Below are 14,965 nucleotides of genomic sequence, written 5' to 3'. Positions count from 1 at the left end.
AGCGCCTCTCACACCCGCGCCGACGGCCAGCGCCAGTCGCGGATGGCGGGGGCGTCCTCGCCGTACTCACGGGTGTAGATCCGCGCCCTGAGCCGGGCGTCCATCATCTGCTGCCGCAGCTCCGCGGCCCGGATCGCCAACCCTGGTACGCGATCGATCACGTCGATGACCAGGTGGTACCGGTCGAGATCGTTCAGCATCACCATGTCGAACGGCGTGGTCGTCGTCCCCTCCTCCTTGTAGCCGCGGACGTGGATGTTGTCGTGGTTCGTCCGACGGTAGGTGAGGCGGTGGATCAGCAGCGGGTAGCCGTGGAACGCGAAGATCACCGGCCGATCTGTCGTGAACAGCGCATCGAACTCCCGGTCGGGGAGTCCGTGTGGATGCTCGCTCGCCGGCTGCAGGCGCATCAGGTCGACGACGTTGACGACGCGGACGGCGAGCGAGGGAAGGTGTTGGCGCAGCAGATCGACGGCGGCGAGCGTTTCCAGGGTGGGTACGTCGCCGGCGCAGGCGAGCACGACGTCGGGGATGCCGCCGCGGTCGTTGCTCGCCCAGTCCCAGATCCCGATCCCCCGGGTGCAGTGCTCCACGGCTTCGTTCATCGACAGCCAGTCGGGTGCGGGATTCTTGCCGGCGACGACGACGTTGATGTAGTTCCGGCTGCGGAGACAGTGGTCGACCGTCGAGAGGAGGGTGTTGGTGTCCGGGGGCAGGTAGACGCGCACGATCTCGGCCTTCTTGTTGACCACGTGGTCGAGGAAGCCCGGGTCCTGGTGGGAGAAGCCGTTGTGGTCCTGCCTCCAGACGTGTGACGACAGCAGGTAGTTGAGCGAGGCGATCGGCCGCCGCCACGGGATCTGCCGGGTGACCTTCAACCATTTCGCGTGCTGGTTGACCATCGAGTCGACGATGTGGATGAACGCCTCGTAGCAGTTGAAGAGCCCGTGTCGGCCGGTCAGCAGATAGCCCTCCAGCCAGCCCTGGCACAGGTGCTCGGACAGCACCTCCATCACCCGGCCGTCGGGGGCCAGGTGGTCGTCGCCGGGGACGACCGCGGCCTCCCAGGTGCGGTCGCTCGCCTCGAACACCGCCGACAGCCGGTTCGACGCCGTCTCGTCCGGACCGAACAGCCGGAACGTCGTCGGGTTGTCCCGCAGCACGTCACGCAGCCAGGTGCCGAGCACCTTGGTGGGCGCGTTGTCGACGGCGCCGGGTGAGGGCACGTCCACGCCGTACGCACGAAAGTCCGGCAGCCTGAGGCCCTGCAGCAGAAGGCCGCCGTTGGTATGGGGGTTGGCGCTCATCCGCCGCTCCCCTGTCGGCGGGAGTGCGGCCAGCTCGGCGCGCAGGCCGCCGGCCGCGTCGAACAGCTCCTCCGGCCGGTACCGCCGCATCCACGCCTCGAGCTCGGCGAGGTGCTCGGGGTTCGTGCGTACGTCGGACACGGGTACCTGGTGGGAGCGGAACGTCCCCTCGACCTGGACGCCATCGACCTCGCGGGGACCGGTCCAGCCCTTGGGCGTCCGCAGCACGATCATCGGCCACCGTGGCAGCTCGCGAGGCGCCGCACGCCCGGTCCGGGCGTCGCGCTGGATCGCGACGATCTCCTCATACGCCCGGTCGAGCGTCGCGGCGAGCTGCTGGTGCACCTGCGCGGGGTCGTCACCCGCGACGACGTACGGCTGGTAGCCATGGCCCTCCAGCCGGTGCAGCAGGTCGGCCTCGGGGATCCGCGCGAGCACCGTCGGGTTCGCGATCTTGTAGCCGTTGAGGTGCAGGACCGGCAGGACGGCACCGTCGCGGGCCGGGTCGAGAAACTTGTTGCTGTCCCAACTCGCCGCCAGCGGCCCGGTCTCGGCCTCGCCGTCACCGATCACGCCGCAGACGAGCAGATCGGGATTGTCGAACGCCGCGCCGTACGCATGGACCAGGGAGTACCCCAGCTCGCCACCTTCGTGGATGGAGCCGGGCGTCTCCGGCGCGACATGGCTGGGTATCCCGCCCGGAAACGAGAACTGCCGGAAGAGTCGCCGCAGCCCCTCCAGATCGCGTGACACGTGCGGGTAGACCTCGGAGTAGGTCCCCTCGAGGTAGGCGTTCGCGACCAGTCCGGGTCCGCCGTGCCCTGGTCCTGTGACGTACATCGCCGACACGTCGTGGGACCGGATCAGCCGGTTCAGGTGGACGTAGACCAGGTTGAGCCCCGGTGTCGTACCCCAATGGCCGAGCAGCCGAGGTTTGACGTGCTCCGGACGTAGCGGTTCACGCAGCAACGGGTTGTCGAGCAGGTAGATCTGACCGACCGACAGGTAGTTCGCCGCACGCCAGTAGGCGTCGAGGAGTTCCCGCTCGGACGGCGGAAGGACGTTTGGCGATTCGGCGGTGCGAGCGCTCAACACGGACCTCCCGGTCGGGGTCACCCTCGATTCAGGTTCAGGTTCCCCGCTGTCGTGCCCACGAAACGGTCCCGAACCGGCGGTTCGCCGTACTTGGTCGGGCAACCTCGGACGGCCGCGTTGACGCGCCACCCGGGCACGGGTTTCACTCAGGGTGGCCCATCAGGAGGTCGCCGTCATGAGTCGCCTTACCCGGTTGGGACCTGCGGTCGTCGCGGGCCTCTGCATGCTCGTCGCGACGCTTCACCTGCCGGCCGCCTCAGCCGTCCCACCACCCCCACCCGAAACCGCGACCGACGCCGCGACCGACGTCGCGTCGTCGCGCACCTGCACAGGCTCGCCGTCCCCTGGGCGGGACTGGAAGCTGACGTGGCACGACGAGTTCGCCACGTCGCGGCTCGACCGCTCCAAGTGGAACACCGTCATGGACTTTCCGGGCCGGGCCGGCGGGCACTACCACAACAGTTCGTACGGAAGTTACGCCCTCGACGAGAACATCGTCCTGCGCAACGGTCGCCTCCACCTGATCGCGAACGACGAACCGGTCGTGGGCGACGACCCGCCCGGCACGTACGCCTACTCCGAGGGATTCATGTCCTCCCATGACTTGTTCTACCAGGCGTACGGCCACTGGGAGATCTGCGCGAAGTATCCAGCCGGCCGCGGCCTGTGGCCGGCGTTCTGGCTGGTGCCGCAGGACCGCAGCTGGCCGCCGGAGTTCGACATCGCGGAGTGGTTCGGCGGCAACGAAGGGCTGCACCAGGGCATCGCCACCGGCCAGTGGCCCGACGTCGACTGGCACAGTCAGTGGACCTACAGCCCGGCACCGACGACCGGTTGGCACACGTACGCCCTGCAGTGGGAGCCCGGGCGCGCGGTGTTCTTCGTCGACGGCGCTCCGACCGCCGTGTTCGAGGGTTCGTTCGTTCCCGACAAGCCGATGTACGTCATCCTCAACAGCGGGGTCTGGGTCAACGACGACCGCGGCGGGCCACCGGACGCGGGCACCGTCTTCCCGAACGCCTTCGAGGTCGACTACGTACGCGTCTACCAGCGCCGCTGACGCCTGGGCCGGCTCCGCACAGCAGTGAGAGGCCCAGCCGATTCCGGGGCCCGCTTCAGCACATGGACTACCCACGCCTGGTAGCAGTCCTTGATGTCCGTACGCCGGACACGTCACGTCGTCGCCGACCCGTGGACGTGCACGGGTCTCGTCAGCGGTAGCCCGTGACGTCGGCCGGCCTGCCTGCATCCTGTACCTCATCCAGGTAGCGCCAGGCGTCGGGGCAACTGCCGTCGGTGTCGGTGAATCCGTAGACCTTCGCAAGGCCGCCGGATGAGACCGACTGTCCGTTCCATCGGGCACGCTCGGGGTCCGAGGCGACTGCGGCGACGGCGCGCCCGACGAAGCGCGGGGTCTCGGAGATCGCGAAATGCGGCACCTGTTCCAGAGCATCGCGCCAGGTCGCCTCGGTGACCCCGAAGTGGTCGAGCATGTTCTCCGAACGCAGCCAGCCGGGCGTGACAGCGAGCGCGGTAGCGTCGTGTGGGGCAAGGTCCTTCGCATGCGCCCACGCCATCCGCTGCACAGAGACCTTGGCGAGGTCGTAGAACGGGGAATTGCGGTAGTTCCGCGCGTTGTAGTCGGCGGTCCCGTCGGTCACCTCGACGAGAAGTCCGCCTGGGCGCTCGATGAGCAGCGGCAAGGTGAAGTGTGCCGTGATGAGGTGCGTGTCGACACCGAGCCTCAGCAGCCTCAGGCCGTTCTCGAGGTCGTGCTCCCAGACCGGGGTGTTCCACTCGAACAGATGTTCCCCGCCCCAGATGTCGTTGACCACGATGTCGAGCCGGCCGTGCTCGGAGCGGATGCGCGTGACCAGGTGCTGCACCTGCTCGGGTACGAGGTGGTCGACGCGTACGGCGATGCCGGTCCCGCCGGCACTGGAGACGAGATCGGCGGTCTCCTCGATGGTCTCCGGTCGCGCGTACTCCGACTGGTGCTCTCGCGTCGTCCGGCCGGTCACGTAGACGGTCGCCCCGGCGGCTCCCAGCTCGACGGCGATCCCGCGGCCGGCTCCGCGCGTACCGCCCGCGACGAGCGCAACCTTGCCCCCCAGTGTCTGCGTGGTCATGTTCACACCCTCCGAGTTAATAAACGGACGTTCATTTATACTTGGAATTGTGCCACGACCCAAGACCCTCACCGACACGCAGATCCTCGATTCTGCGCTCGCGGTGACCAGGCGTACCGGTGTCGAGCGACTGACGTTCACGGCCGTGGCCAGCTCGTGCGGATTGTCCGCCGCGACCCTGGTCCAACGGTTCGGCACAGTGGTGAACCTGCGCCGTCGGACGCTTCACCATGCGTGGGACCAGCTCGAGGCCAGGACTGTCGCGCTGGGCAAGGAGATCGAGAACACACCAGCAGGCGCGGTGGACCTTCTCGTCGGACTGTCGGCCCGCTACGACACCGACATCGAGGAGTTCGCTGAGGGACTCCTCCTGTTGCGCGAGGACCTGCGAGATCCCGAGCTGCGGCAGCGCGGAGCCAGGTGGAGGCAGCTCCTGGTGGAGGTCCTCAGTGCCTGCTTCACCGAGGCTCCCGACGCGGCGGCAGATGCCGCGGACCTGCTCCTCACACATTGGCAGGGCGCCGTCCTGTGGTGGGCGTTCGCACCTGAGCAGGACCTGCGCGCGTACCTCCACGACCGGCTGACACGTCTCACGGAGTCCTGGAGTCCATGAACGCGACAGCCCCGGGCTGAGCCGGGCAGATGCCGTGCCAGATCTTCACCCGCGACGTTCGGGGCCTCGCCCCGCCGACGGTGGCGGCCGACGCTCAGAGCGCCTTCGTTAGATCGACCAACCGGTCGGCCAGCACGGACACGAGGTGGTCGAGCCATACCTCACCACGGTCGGCGGTGGCGTGGGCCGGCTGGTCGGTGTAGCCGTCCTGCTCGTGCCAGGATGCCTGCCGATGGATCTCCAGGCCGGTGACCTGGGGAATCTCCGGGACCGCCGACCGCTCAGTCCGGTCGACCACCAACTCCGGCGCGACGGCGAGGACGAGGGACGTCTCGAAGCCACCCGCGTGCCCAGGTAGCGGTGTGTCACCACCGCCCACTCCGGCGAGGTCGGCACCGACGGCGGCGTCCCAGTAGTCGGTGTAGGCCACGGCAACCGGGTTACGCACGGATGCCGCCGCCGCCGCTGCCGAGCAGATCCCCCGGTTGCCGCCGTGTCCGTTGAGGAGGACGAGCCGCCGCCCACCACATTCGGCGACGGAGCGGGCGAGGTCGAGCAAGATCGCGAGCAACGTCTCGGGACGCAGCGACAGCGTGCCCCCGAATGGTAGGTGGTGGTCCGATGCGCCGAAGGCAAGTGTGGGTGCCAGAACGAGCTTCCGCGGCGCGGACTCCGCAGCGAGTGACACCGCGCGTTCGGCGGCGGTCGTGGCCAACAACGCATCGGTCCCGGTGGCGAGATGGCGCCCATGTTGCTCGATTGCGCCCACCGGCAGGACGACCAGCGCCTCGGGGAGCAGCTCGGAGAGCCGCTCACGGGTCAGCTCCGCCCATCGCAGCACGCTCATGGTTCCCACACCCCTCACAGACTCACGCTCGCTCAGTAGCCGGAACCGTCGCCGTCAGAGCCATCGCCCTCGTCAGAGTCGCCGTCGTTCCCGTCGCCGCCGTCCCCCCTCCGATCGCCGTCTCCACCGCTGTCGCCCGAGAAATCCTGGTTGAACAACGTGGTGAGCGGACCGTCGAACGGAAGGTCGCCGTCCTGGAACCCCTTGGTCAGATCCTTGTTCAGGCGGGACAACTCCTGCTCCACCCCTCTGTCGTCACCCTCGGCGTATGCCTGGAGGGCGTCGTCGATGCTGTCGCGCAGGTCGTCCGCGACGTCCTCCTCGATCAGGTCCTCGGCTTCCAGCGTCGCAAGGGTCGAGTCGAGCTGCTGGAGCCACTGCGGCGATCCGTACTCCGGATTGGCGGGAACGTCCTCGGCGGTGCCCGGCGTCTCGGGCGACGGAGTGTTGGAGGGCACGGTCTGCTTCGGCGTGGTCTTCGGAGCCGGCGCGTTCGCGGTCGGGTCCTCCTGAGTACGCAGGTACTGGACGGACCAGGCCAAGGCGGCCACCGCGAGCGCGACAGCCAGCACCAGGAGAGCGGTACGCAGTCTCCGCCGGCCCCGACGTGGACCACCACCGGAACCGCGTTCGGGAGGGCGCTGAGGGTCGTCGATCCGGAACTGTCGCGTCGATCCGGTGCCGGAACCGCTCGCTGCCGCGCTCGCGGCGTCCGATCCCCACGCGGACGTCGACGGTGCCGGCCTCACCGTGCCGCGTTGACCCACCGTCGGTCCGGCCGACGCCTCCGGTGGTGTGGACGGTTGGGACGTCGCTGCTGGATCGGGCATCAGCAGGGCGGGCGTCACCATCGTGGGTGCGGCGGCCGCAGCCTCCGCGTCGACCTGGGTACCTGCTCGCACAGCCTGCGCCGTGCCCGCCAGCGCGGTCCGCACGGTCGCGGCGTCGGCGGGCCGGTTTGCCGGATCCTTGGCGAGCAGGCTGAGGATGAGTGCCTCGAGGTCGGCAGGTACGTCGGGACGGAGCCGGGTAACCGGTTCGGGCTCGGTGTAGAGGTGGGCGTACATCACCTCGGTCGGTCCGCCGACGAACGGCGTGCGACCGGCGAGCAGCTGGTAGAGGACGCAACCCAGGGCGTAGAGGTCGGTGCGGGCGTCGGCGTCGGTCCCACGCGCCTGTTCCGGTGCGATGTAGGCAGCGGTCCCCACGATGGTGCCGGTCCGGGTCAGCCTGGTCGATGCCTCGTTGAGCACGCGGGCGATCCCGAAGTCGACGACCTTGAGCGTGCCCTCCCGGGTGCGTACCAGGTTGCTCGGTTTGACGTCGCGGTGCACGACTCCCGCCGCATGGGCGGCCATCAGGCCGGCGGCGGCCTGCGCGCCGAGGTCGCGGACGTCGGCAATCGGAAGGGGCCCGTTGTCGGCCAGCTCCTCGGCGAGGGTCTTGCCTTCGAGCAGCTCCATGACGAGGTAGGAGGAGCCGAGCCAGTCGCCGACGTCGAAGATGGCGACGACGTTGGGGTGGCTGAGCTGGGCGGCCGAGCGCGCCTCCCGGACGAAGCGCTTCTTGTCCGCCGCGTCGGTGAGTCCGGCGCGGAGCAGCTTCACGGCGACCGGCCGGCCGAGGGTCGTGTCGAAGGCGCGCCACACCTCCCCCATGCCCCCGCGGCTGAGCAGTTCGTCGAGTCGGTAGCGACCGACCGACGTGCCCACCATCGCCGACTCCAGGTTCACAACATCCTCCGTCGCACCCTTGATGACCGGCTGCTCACAGGCGCCGCCACCGGAACCTACCGCCCTGTGGCGCTCCAGCCGGCCTGCTGCGTCGGCCCGCATCACCGAGCTCTCCTGCACCGCGACGGCGTGCGCGGCGATGCAGGCAGCAGCGTACGCAGGACACCCCCCAGGCCGCCAACAGCCGACCGCCGCTGCCGCGGGAGGCGGTCATGCGCATCGCGATCGCCGTCACGTCCCCGATACGACGTCGGGCGGTTCCCGGAACGTGTGTGCGCTGGCCGAAATCGGCCAGGACGCCTCGTGTGAGCCTTGGGCCGGGATTGCAGCGGGCGTGCCGGGCGCCGGATCGCGTGGTGGAGCGGCGACCGGTAGTCATGAACGAATGACCACATGCGTTCATCTGGTCAAACTCTCACGAGGAGGCTGCGTCGAGGCGGGCGACCAGCTCGACGCGGGCGAGACCCTCGTCACGACCGCTCGGATCGCCGCCGTTCGATCCGCTCGACGACCTGTACTTCGAGCGGGTCCTCGAGGTGGTTTTCAGGCCCGGAGGGTAGCTCCCGCATCGTCCGCAGCGGCGAGAGCAGCGCCGGCAGGAAGGCGAGGCTGCCGCCCACCGCACCGATCACCAGTGTCGTCCGCGCACCCACCGCGCTGCCGAGTACGCCACCGAGGATCCCGCCGATCGGTTGTGTACCCCAGACGAGGAAGCGCATGGTGGCGTTCATCCGGCCGAGAAGATGATCCGGGGTGACGGCCTGGCGGAAGCTCACCTGGGTGACGTTGTAGACCACGACACCCACCGCGAAGACGGCGCCACCCGCCGCCGCGAGCCAGATCCGCCATCCCGGCTCGGCGAGCGGAAGGAGAAGTGCGAACGGCGCCGTACAGCACACCGACAGCCAGATCGCCGGACCCTGGCCGACCCACGCCGCGAACCGTCGCGCGACGAGGGCACCCACCACCCCTCCGATCCCAGCGACACTCAGGACCAGACCGATCACGCCGGCCCCGAGGCCCAGGTCCCGGCGTAGGAAGAAGATCACCATCGCACCCGTCGCGGCACTGCACAGGTTGGCCGTACTCGTGCATGCCGCGATCGACCGGAGCAGCCGGTGTCCCAGCACGAACCGCAGACCTTCACCGATGTCGCGCACCAGATGGGTGTCGGGCCGGCGTGGTCGCTCTTCACGTTTGGTGATGCGTACGACGAACACCGCCGACAACGCCAGGGCGACCGCATCGGCGAGCAACGCCACCGGCGCCGTGACCACCTGGATCAGGGATCCCGCCGCACCCGGGCCGCCCACATGGGAGAGAGCCCGGACGGACTCGAGCCGCGAGTTCCCCTCTACCAGGTTGGCCCGACCGACGAGGTGCGGCAGATAGCTCTGGTACGCCACGTCGAAGAAGACAGTGAGGATCCCGTGCAGGAGCGCGACGGCGTAGAGCTGCCAGAGCGTGAGCATGCCCGCCCACCACGCCGCGGGAACCGTCGCCAGCAGGATCGCGCGGCCCACGTCGCCGGCGATGAGGACGCGCCGCCGCCGCATCCGGTCGACCCATGCGCCGGCGGGTAGTCCGACGAGCAGGAACGCCGCGGTCGTGAGCGCGGTCAGGATGCCGACCTCGAACTCGTTCACCGCCAACGTCTCCACCGCCACGAGCGGGAGCGCCAGGAAGCTGACCTGGTACCCGAACTGGCTCACCGTCGTCGCGGCGAACAACCGGCGGAAGTCGCGGTCGAGCAACAGGCCGAGCCGGGAGCGATCTCGTGACATGGACGTGATCGTGGCGGAGTGATTGGGATTCGTCAATCAGTTACGTCCTATCCTGACCGCCATGACCGTCCGGCGACGTCCAGCGACCGAAGCGGAAGCCCGCGCGCTGGCCTCGGCGATCCGGCTGCGGATCCTGCGCCTCTGCCTCGACCGGGCACTCACCAACAAGCAGATCGCCGAACGACTGGGAGCCAACCCGGCGACCACGCTGCATCACGTGCGCACCCTCGTCGCGACCGGCTTCCTCGACGCGCAGGAGGCCCGGCGCGGCACCCGAGGCGCCCGCGAGGTGCCCTACCTCGCCACCGGCAAGTCGTGGACGCTCGACGTCAGCGAGCTGCCAGGACCCGCACGAGGCCTGCAGGCCATGATCGACGCCTTCCTGAGCGAGGTCGAGGGAGCCCTGGCCGAACGCCCGGACCAGATCAGGGCGAGCCGACTCGGCCTGCGCCTGACCGCGAAGGAACGCGACGAGTTCGACACCCGCCTCAACGCCCTGCTCGAGGAGTTCAAGGCGCGCCAACCCGGACGCAACGCTCGGGCGTACTCCCTCTTCTACGCCCTGCATCCCGACCTCACGCGGGACTCCTGACTCGCGCTACAGCTCCACCAGGTCGAGGAGGACGGCGAGTTCCTGCGAGGTGAGGGGCCGCATGCTTCCCGCACGCAGGTCGCCGAGCTTGACCGGTCCGATCGACGTACGCACCAAGCGCCGGACGGGATGCCCCACCTCGGCGAGCATCCGCCGCACGATGTGCTTACGCCCCTCGTGGAGCACCAGCTCGACCATCGCCCGGCCCTCGACGCGCTGGACGATCCGGAACGCGTCCGCGCGTGCGACACCGTCCTCGAGCTCGACGCCCTCGCGCAGCTGGCGACCCACCCTGGCCGCCACAGGTCCAGGTACCTCCGCGAGATAGGTCTTCTCCACCCCGTGCGACGGGTGAGCCAGCCGGTGCGCAAACTCCCCATCGTTGACCAGCAGCAACAGGCCCTCGGTGTCGGTGTCGAGCCGGCCGACGTGGAAGAGCCGCTCCTTCTGGTCTCGAACCAGGTCACCCAGGCAGCGGCGACCTTCCGGATCGCTCATCGTGCTCACCACACCGCGCGGCTTGTTGAGTGCGAGATAGACCTTGCCGACATCGACGACGACCCGCTCGCCATCCACTCGCAGGACGTCGTGCTCGGGGTCGACCCGGGTGCCGAGCGTGGTCACCACGGCATCGTTGACCTTCACCCGGCCCGCGGTGATGAGGTCTTCGGCCGCGCGGCGGCTGGCGACACCCGCCTGCGCGAGGACCTTCTGCAGGCGTACACCCTCGCGCTCGGTAGCGCCCTCGCGCTCGGTCGCGGTCGGCTCAGTCATCCTCGGTCCGGTGGGGAAGCTCGGTCGCCTGGTGGGGAAGCTCGGTCGCCTCGGCGACGTCGGGCGCCTCCGGCTGCTCGGACAGGGGAAGTTCCGGCTCGGCCTGCGCCGATTCGCCGGTGGTGGGAGAGGGCGGCGACTCTCCCATCGCGGAAGACGCCTGCTCGGGGTCCATCTCGTCGACGTCGGGAAGATACGGGGCCAGACTCGGGAGCTCGTCGAGCGAACCGAGCCCGAGTCGCTCGAGGAAGTACGACGTGGTGCGGTACAGCGTCGCCCCGCTCTCTCCGTCGGCACCGGCCCCCTCGATCAGACCACGGGTCAGCAGGGTACGGACGACGCCGTCACAGTTGACGCCACGGATCGCCGACACGCGACTCCGGCTCACCGGCTGCCGGTAGGCGATCACCGCCAGGGTCTCCAGCGCAGCCTGGGTGAGTCGTGCCTGCTGGCCGTCGAGGACGAAGCGCTCGACGACATCGGCGTACTCCTCGCGGGTGTAGAGACGCCACCCACCCGCCACCTCGCGGAGGTCGAACCCGCGTCCCTCCTTGGTGTAGGAGTCGGAGAGGGCACGCAGCGCCTCCTCGATCTCGGGGCGAGGGCGGGAGAGCACCTGCGCCAGCGTGACCGCCGGCAGCGGCTCATCGACGATCAGCAGGATCGCCTCGATCGGTCCGTACAGGTCACCAGGGACACTGACATCCAGCGTCTCGTCGGCGGGTCCACCATGCTCCTGGTCCACGGGCTCCTGGTCCAGCGGCTCCCTGCCGACTGACTGCTCGCCCACAGGGTGTGGTTCGGTCGGCGACGGTTCGTGCTCGACCGAGTGGGGGTCATCTCGTCCCGGATCGCGAGCTTCCTCTGACACGTCCCCCTCGTACTCGCTCGTCACCGTCACTCCCCTGACTCCCGCTCATCCTGCTCCTGACCAGCATGCTCCCCGGTCGGCTGCCGCTCTGTAGGGCCCTCCCCGGCAGCTCCCTCCCCGGCAGCTCCCTCCGCGACCGGCTCCCGCGCAGGTTCCGCTTCGACCGCCTCGTCGCCAGGCGCTTCCTCGGCTGACTCGGCCGGAGCTTGTCCCGTGTCCTGGACGGGCCGGAGCCCGGCCTGGTCGCCTTCGTCGAACTCGTCCCCGACCGCGATGTCACCCTCATCGCTCCCCGACCACCGTACGGTCAGCTCGGCCAGCGCCTCCGCCTGCTCGAACGCCACCGCACCTTCGCGGAAGAGCTCCAGCAGAGCCAGGAACCGCGCGATGGTCGTGACGAGGTTGGGCGAGTCCGCCGTCAACGCCCGGAACGTCGTCGACCGCGTCCGGCGTAACCGCTCGATCATCACCGTGGCCTGTTCCCGCACACTGACCCGCGGCGCATGGATGTGCGCGAGCGAGAGCACCGGTTCGGCCCGAGGACGTAGCGCGTTGGCGGCGAGTCTCGCGAACTCCTCGACGCCGAGCCCGATGAGCACTTCGGGCAGCAGCTGACCGAAGCGGTCCTCCAACCCCACCGCCCGTGGGAACCTCCGCGCCTCCGCTGCCATCCGGGTAGCCATGATGCCCGCGACCTGTTTGTACGCCCGGTACTGCAGCAGCCGGGCGAAGAGCAGGTCCCGCGCCTCCAGCAACGCGAGGTCCTCCTCGTCCTCGACCTCACCCTGTGGCAGCAGCCGCGCGGCCTTGAGGTCGAGCAGTGTCGACGCGACGAGCAGGAACTCCGTCGTCTGGTCGAGGTCCCACTGCGGCCCCATCGCCCGGATGTAGCCGATGAACTCGTCGGTCACGACGGAGAGCGCAATCTCGGTGACGTCGAGCTTGTGCTTGGAGATCAGGCCGAGCAGCAGGTCGAAGGGACCTTCGAAGTTGTCCAGGCGCACGGTGAAGCTCTGCGCGCGTCGCTCGGCACGGACGAACTCGGGATCCCCCGCCGCGCCTCCGGTATCGGAGTCGGTCACCTCAGTCGTCGCCGTCACAGCCGGGTGAGGAGTTCCCGCGCAAGCTGGCGGTAGGCCTCCGCGGCCATGCTGCTCGGAGCGTAGGTGGTGATCGGCTCGCCGAGCTTGTTGGTCTCGGGGAAGCGCACAGTGCGGGAGATGATGGTGTGGAAGACCGTCTCGCCGAACCGTTCGACGACCTCCTCGAGGATCTCGCGCGCATGGAGCGTACGCATGTCGAACATCGTCGCGAGGATGCCCTCGATCTTCAGTTTCGGGTTGATCCGCTGCTGGACGGTACGAATAGTCTTGTCGACGAGGAATCCCAGCCCACGCAGGGCGAAGTACTCACACTCCAGCGGGATGATGACGCCGTCGGAGGCGGTGAGCGCGTTGACCGTCAACAACCCCAGTGACGGTTGGCAGTCGATGAGGATGAAGTCGTACTCCGGGCGCATCGGGTCGAGCTCACGCATCAGCGTGGTCTCCCGCGCGACCTCGGTGACGAGCTGGATCTCCGCCCCGGACAGGGAGATGTCCGACGGCAGCAAGTCCATGCCGTCGATGCTCGTCTTCAGGCGTACGTCCGGCGCACTGATCTCGTGGTCGATGACCAGGTCGTAGGTCGACGCGTCGAGACCGAGCGGGTCGACACCGAGACCGATCGTGAGCGACGCCTGAGGGTCGAAGTCGACGAGCAGCACCCGACGGCCCAACTCCGCGAGGGACGCACCGAGGTTGATTGCTGTGGTGGTCTTGCCGACGCCGCCCTTCTGGTTGACGATCGCGATCACCTTGGCCGGGCCGTGTGACTCCAGCGGCGGCGGCTTGGGGAACTTGATCCGAGGGCGGGGCGCTTCTTCCAGGCCGTCGCTCTGCACGTCTCGAGAGAGTTGGGCAGACTCGGCTCCGGGACCGTTCATCGAGTCGTTCACGGCTCGCGTAACCTCCTGCCCCATCTGGCCAGCACCGCCGGTGTGGCCACTCGCGGTCCGGTGACTCTAGCGGGTGCCCGCTCGGGGCACTCCGCGTCTTCATGCCCGAGGGCGCGGTGGTGAGCCAGGCAGGCGAGCCGTCCGCCCCGATGGTCCGAGCCGTGCGGCACACACGCCGTGCTCTCTAAGACGGTAGCCCTTGATCGTGCCGGAGGGCGGGCTTTAGGCCTGCGCACGGGGGTGTGTCGCGGCATAGACCTCGCGCAGCTTGTCCACCGTGACGAGCGTATAGACCTGGGTCGTCGTCACCGACGCGTGCCCGAGGAGTTCCTGCACGACACGCACGTCCGCCCCACCGTCGAGCAGATGCGTGGCGAACGAATGGCGAAGCGTGTGCGGCGAGACTTCCGCGGTCACCTTGGCGCGTTCAGCCGCGTGGCGGAGCACGGTCCAGGCACTCTGGCGGGACAGCCGTCCGCCGCGGGCGTTGAGGAAGAGCGCCGGGGTCCCGCGTCCCGCGGTCGCGAGCGCCGGGCGTGCGCGCACCTGGTAGGCGGACACCGCCTCACTGGCGTACGAACCGACCGGCACCACGCGCTCCTTACCTCCCTTGCCACGCAACAGGACTTCGCCGACGGCCAGGTCGAGGTCGTCGACGTCGAGCCCGACGGCCTCGGAGATGCGCGCGCCTGTGCCGTAGAGCAGTTCGAGCAGGGCCCGGTCGCGCAGCGCGAGCGGAGTGTCACCGATGCCCGCGGCGTCGAGGAGGCGTCCGACGTCGGAGACCGGCAGCGCCTTTGGCAGCCGTCGTGGTGGCGCGGGCGGACGTACGTCGCGGGCAGGGTCCGACGGTGTCCAGCCCTCCCGGTGGGCGAACCTGTGGTAGCCCCGGACGGCGACCACGGTCCGGGCCGCGGAACTGGCCCCGAGCGGCGGATGTTCGGCGTCCCCCTCGCGAAGGCGGACCAGGAACGCGGTCACGTCGGCTTCACCGATCTGGTCGGCCCGGTCGAGGCCGCGGACCGCCAGGAACTCGGCGTATCTGCGGAGGTCGCGACGGTAGGACGACAGGGTGTTCTCCGCGAGCCCGCGTTCGACCGCGAGGTGGTCGAGGTAGCCATTCAGCGACCTGCCCAGCACGCTCGACTCCGCCGCCTGCGCCACCCTCTGATTGTGGCGCAGGCGGCGGCCGTCCTGCCGGGCCCTGCTCGGGTGTGTGTCGCT

13 protein-coding genes are annotated in these 14,965 nt (G+C 69.2%); 3 read left to right on the top strand and 10 right to left on the bottom strand.

What is annotated here, in order from left to right:
* Positions 1–8 precede the first annotated feature (8 nt).
* Positions 9–2,399: a phosphoketolase family protein gene (locus ABNF93_RS32495; RefSeq protein ID WP_349332098.1), complete on the bottom strand. Its 2,391-nt coding sequence runs from the start codon at positions 2,397–2,399 to the stop codon at positions 9–11.
* 178 nt (positions 2,400–2,577) lie between these two features.
* Between ABNF93_RS32495 and ABNF93_RS32490 the strand changes: the two genes are divergently transcribed.
* Complete coding sequence (locus ABNF93_RS32490) at positions 2,578–3,462, top strand: glycoside hydrolase family 16 protein (RefSeq protein ID WP_349332097.1); 885 nt, start codon at positions 2,578–2,580, stop codon at positions 3,460–3,462.
* A gap of 151 nt (positions 3,463–3,613) precedes the next feature.
* Here the strand turns inward: ABNF93_RS32490 and ABNF93_RS32485 are convergent, their stop codons facing one another.
* Entirely contained in the window at positions 3,614–4,531 is a 918-nt protein-coding gene (locus ABNF93_RS32485) for an SDR family oxidoreductase (RefSeq protein WP_349332096.1), read from the bottom strand.
* A 49-nt stretch (positions 4,532–4,580) separates the two neighbouring features.
* Here ABNF93_RS32485 and ABNF93_RS32480 point away from each other — a divergent pair, with 49 nt between their 5' ends.
* The gene (locus ABNF93_RS32480) at positions 4,581–5,144 is read left to right on the top strand and encodes a TetR/AcrR family transcriptional regulator (RefSeq protein WP_349332095.1); all 564 of its coding nucleotides are present in this window, start codon (positions 4,581–4,583) and stop codon (positions 5,142–5,144) included.
* 94 nt (positions 5,145–5,238) lie between these two features.
* Here the strand turns inward: ABNF93_RS32480 and ABNF93_RS32475 are convergent, their stop codons facing one another.
* The 3 genes from ABNF93_RS32475 to ABNF93_RS32465 all read right to left on the bottom strand — a co-directional run bounded on the left by ABNF93_RS32475 (position 5,239) and on the right by ABNF93_RS32465 (position 9,508).
* A complete protein-coding gene (locus ABNF93_RS32475) occupies positions 5,239–5,991 on the bottom strand; it encodes a creatininase family protein (protein ID WP_349332094.1) in 753 nt (250 codons plus the stop codon).
* 32 nt (positions 5,992–6,023) lie between these two features.
* Entirely contained in the window at positions 6,024–7,724 is a 1,701-nt protein-coding gene (locus ABNF93_RS32470; protein WP_349332093.1) for a serine/threonine-protein kinase, read from the bottom strand.
* A gap of 470 nt (positions 7,725–8,194) precedes the next feature.
* Positions 8,195–9,508 carry an MFS transporter gene (locus ABNF93_RS32465; RefSeq protein ID WP_349332092.1) on the bottom strand — a complete coding sequence of 438 codons (1,314 nt, stop codon included), beginning with the start codon at positions 9,506–9,508 and terminating at the stop codon, positions 8,195–8,197.
* A gap of 61 nt (positions 9,509–9,569) precedes the next feature.
* On the opposite strand from ABNF93_RS32465, the gene ABNF93_RS32460 reads away from it, so the two are divergent.
* A complete protein-coding gene (locus ABNF93_RS32460) occupies positions 9,570–10,100 on the top strand; it encodes a helix-turn-helix domain-containing protein (RefSeq protein WP_349332091.1) in 531 nt (176 codons plus the stop codon).
* 6 nt (positions 10,101–10,106) lie between these two features.
* Here the strand turns inward: ABNF93_RS32460 and ABNF93_RS32455 are convergent, their stop codons facing one another.
* From ABNF93_RS32455 to xerD, 5 genes are all read right to left on the bottom strand, one after another.
* The gene (locus ABNF93_RS32455; protein WP_349332090.1) at positions 10,107–10,874 is read right to left on the bottom strand and encodes a pseudouridine synthase; all 768 of its coding nucleotides are present in this window, start codon (positions 10,872–10,874) and stop codon (positions 10,107–10,109) included.
* Positions 10,867–11,769 (bottom strand): SMC-Scp complex subunit ScpB, encoded by a 903-nt coding sequence (gene scpB / locus ABNF93_RS32450; RefSeq protein ID WP_349332089.1) that lies wholly within the window; start codon positions 11,767–11,769, stop codon positions 10,867–10,869. The genes ABNF93_RS32455 and scpB overlap by 8 nt, the downstream gene beginning before the upstream one ends.
* Before the next feature lie 2 nt (positions 11,770–11,771).
* Positions 11,772–12,845, bottom strand: coding sequence for a segregation and condensation protein A (locus tag ABNF93_RS32445; protein WP_349332088.1), 1,074 nt, complete (start codon positions 12,843–12,845; stop codon positions 11,772–11,774).
* Complete coding sequence (locus tag ABNF93_RS32440) at positions 12,842–13,729, bottom strand: ParA family protein (RefSeq protein WP_502877666.1); 888 nt, start codon at positions 13,727–13,729, stop codon at positions 12,842–12,844. The genes ABNF93_RS32445 and ABNF93_RS32440 overlap by 4 nt, the downstream gene beginning before the upstream one ends.
* Positions 13,730–13,963: 234 nt before the next feature.
* Positions 13,964–14,905, bottom strand: a complete 942-nt coding sequence (gene xerD, locus ABNF93_RS32435) for a site-specific tyrosine recombinase XerD (RefSeq protein WP_349332086.1) — start codon at positions 14,903–14,905, stop codon at positions 13,964–13,966.
* Positions 14,906–14,965 lie beyond the last annotated feature (60 nt).

Source organism: Actinopolymorpha sp. B9G3 (assembly GCF_040120725.1).
GTDB lineage: Bacteria > Actinomycetota > Actinomycetes > Propionibacteriales > Actinopolymorphaceae > Thermasporomyces.
The sequence above is the reverse complement of the archived record's forward strand: the minus strand, read 5'-3'. Positions and strand labels throughout refer to the sequence as shown.

Excerpts from the sequence above, each read along its gene's own strand:
- ABNF93_RS32490 (WP_349332097.1), top strand. The coding sequence starts at position 2,578 with ATGAGTCGCCTTACCCGGTTGGGACCTGCGGTCGTCGCGGGCCTCTGC.
- ABNF93_RS32485 (WP_349332096.1), bottom strand. The coding sequence starts at position 4,531 with ATGACCACGCAGACACTGGGGGGCAAGGTTGCGCTCGTCGCGGGCGGT.
- ABNF93_RS32475 (WP_349332094.1), bottom strand. The coding sequence starts at position 5,991 with ATGAGCGTGCTGCGATGGGCGGAGCTGACCCGTGAGCGGCTCTCCGAG.
- ABNF93_RS32465 (WP_349332092.1), bottom strand. The coding sequence starts at position 9,508 with ATGTCACGAGATCGCTCCCGGCTCGGCCTGTTGCTCGACCGCGACTTC.
- ABNF93_RS32460 (WP_349332091.1), top strand. The coding sequence starts at position 9,570 with ATGACCGTCCGGCGACGTCCAGCGACCGAAGCGGAAGCCCGCGCGCTG.
- ABNF93_RS32455 (WP_349332090.1), bottom strand. The coding sequence starts at position 10,874 with ATGACTGAGCCGACCGCGACCGAGCGCGAGGGCGCTACCGAGCGCGAG.
- ABNF93_RS32440 (WP_502877666.1), bottom strand. The coding sequence starts at position 13,729 with ATGAACGGTCCCGGAGCCGAGTCTGCCCAACTCTCTCGAGACGTGCAG.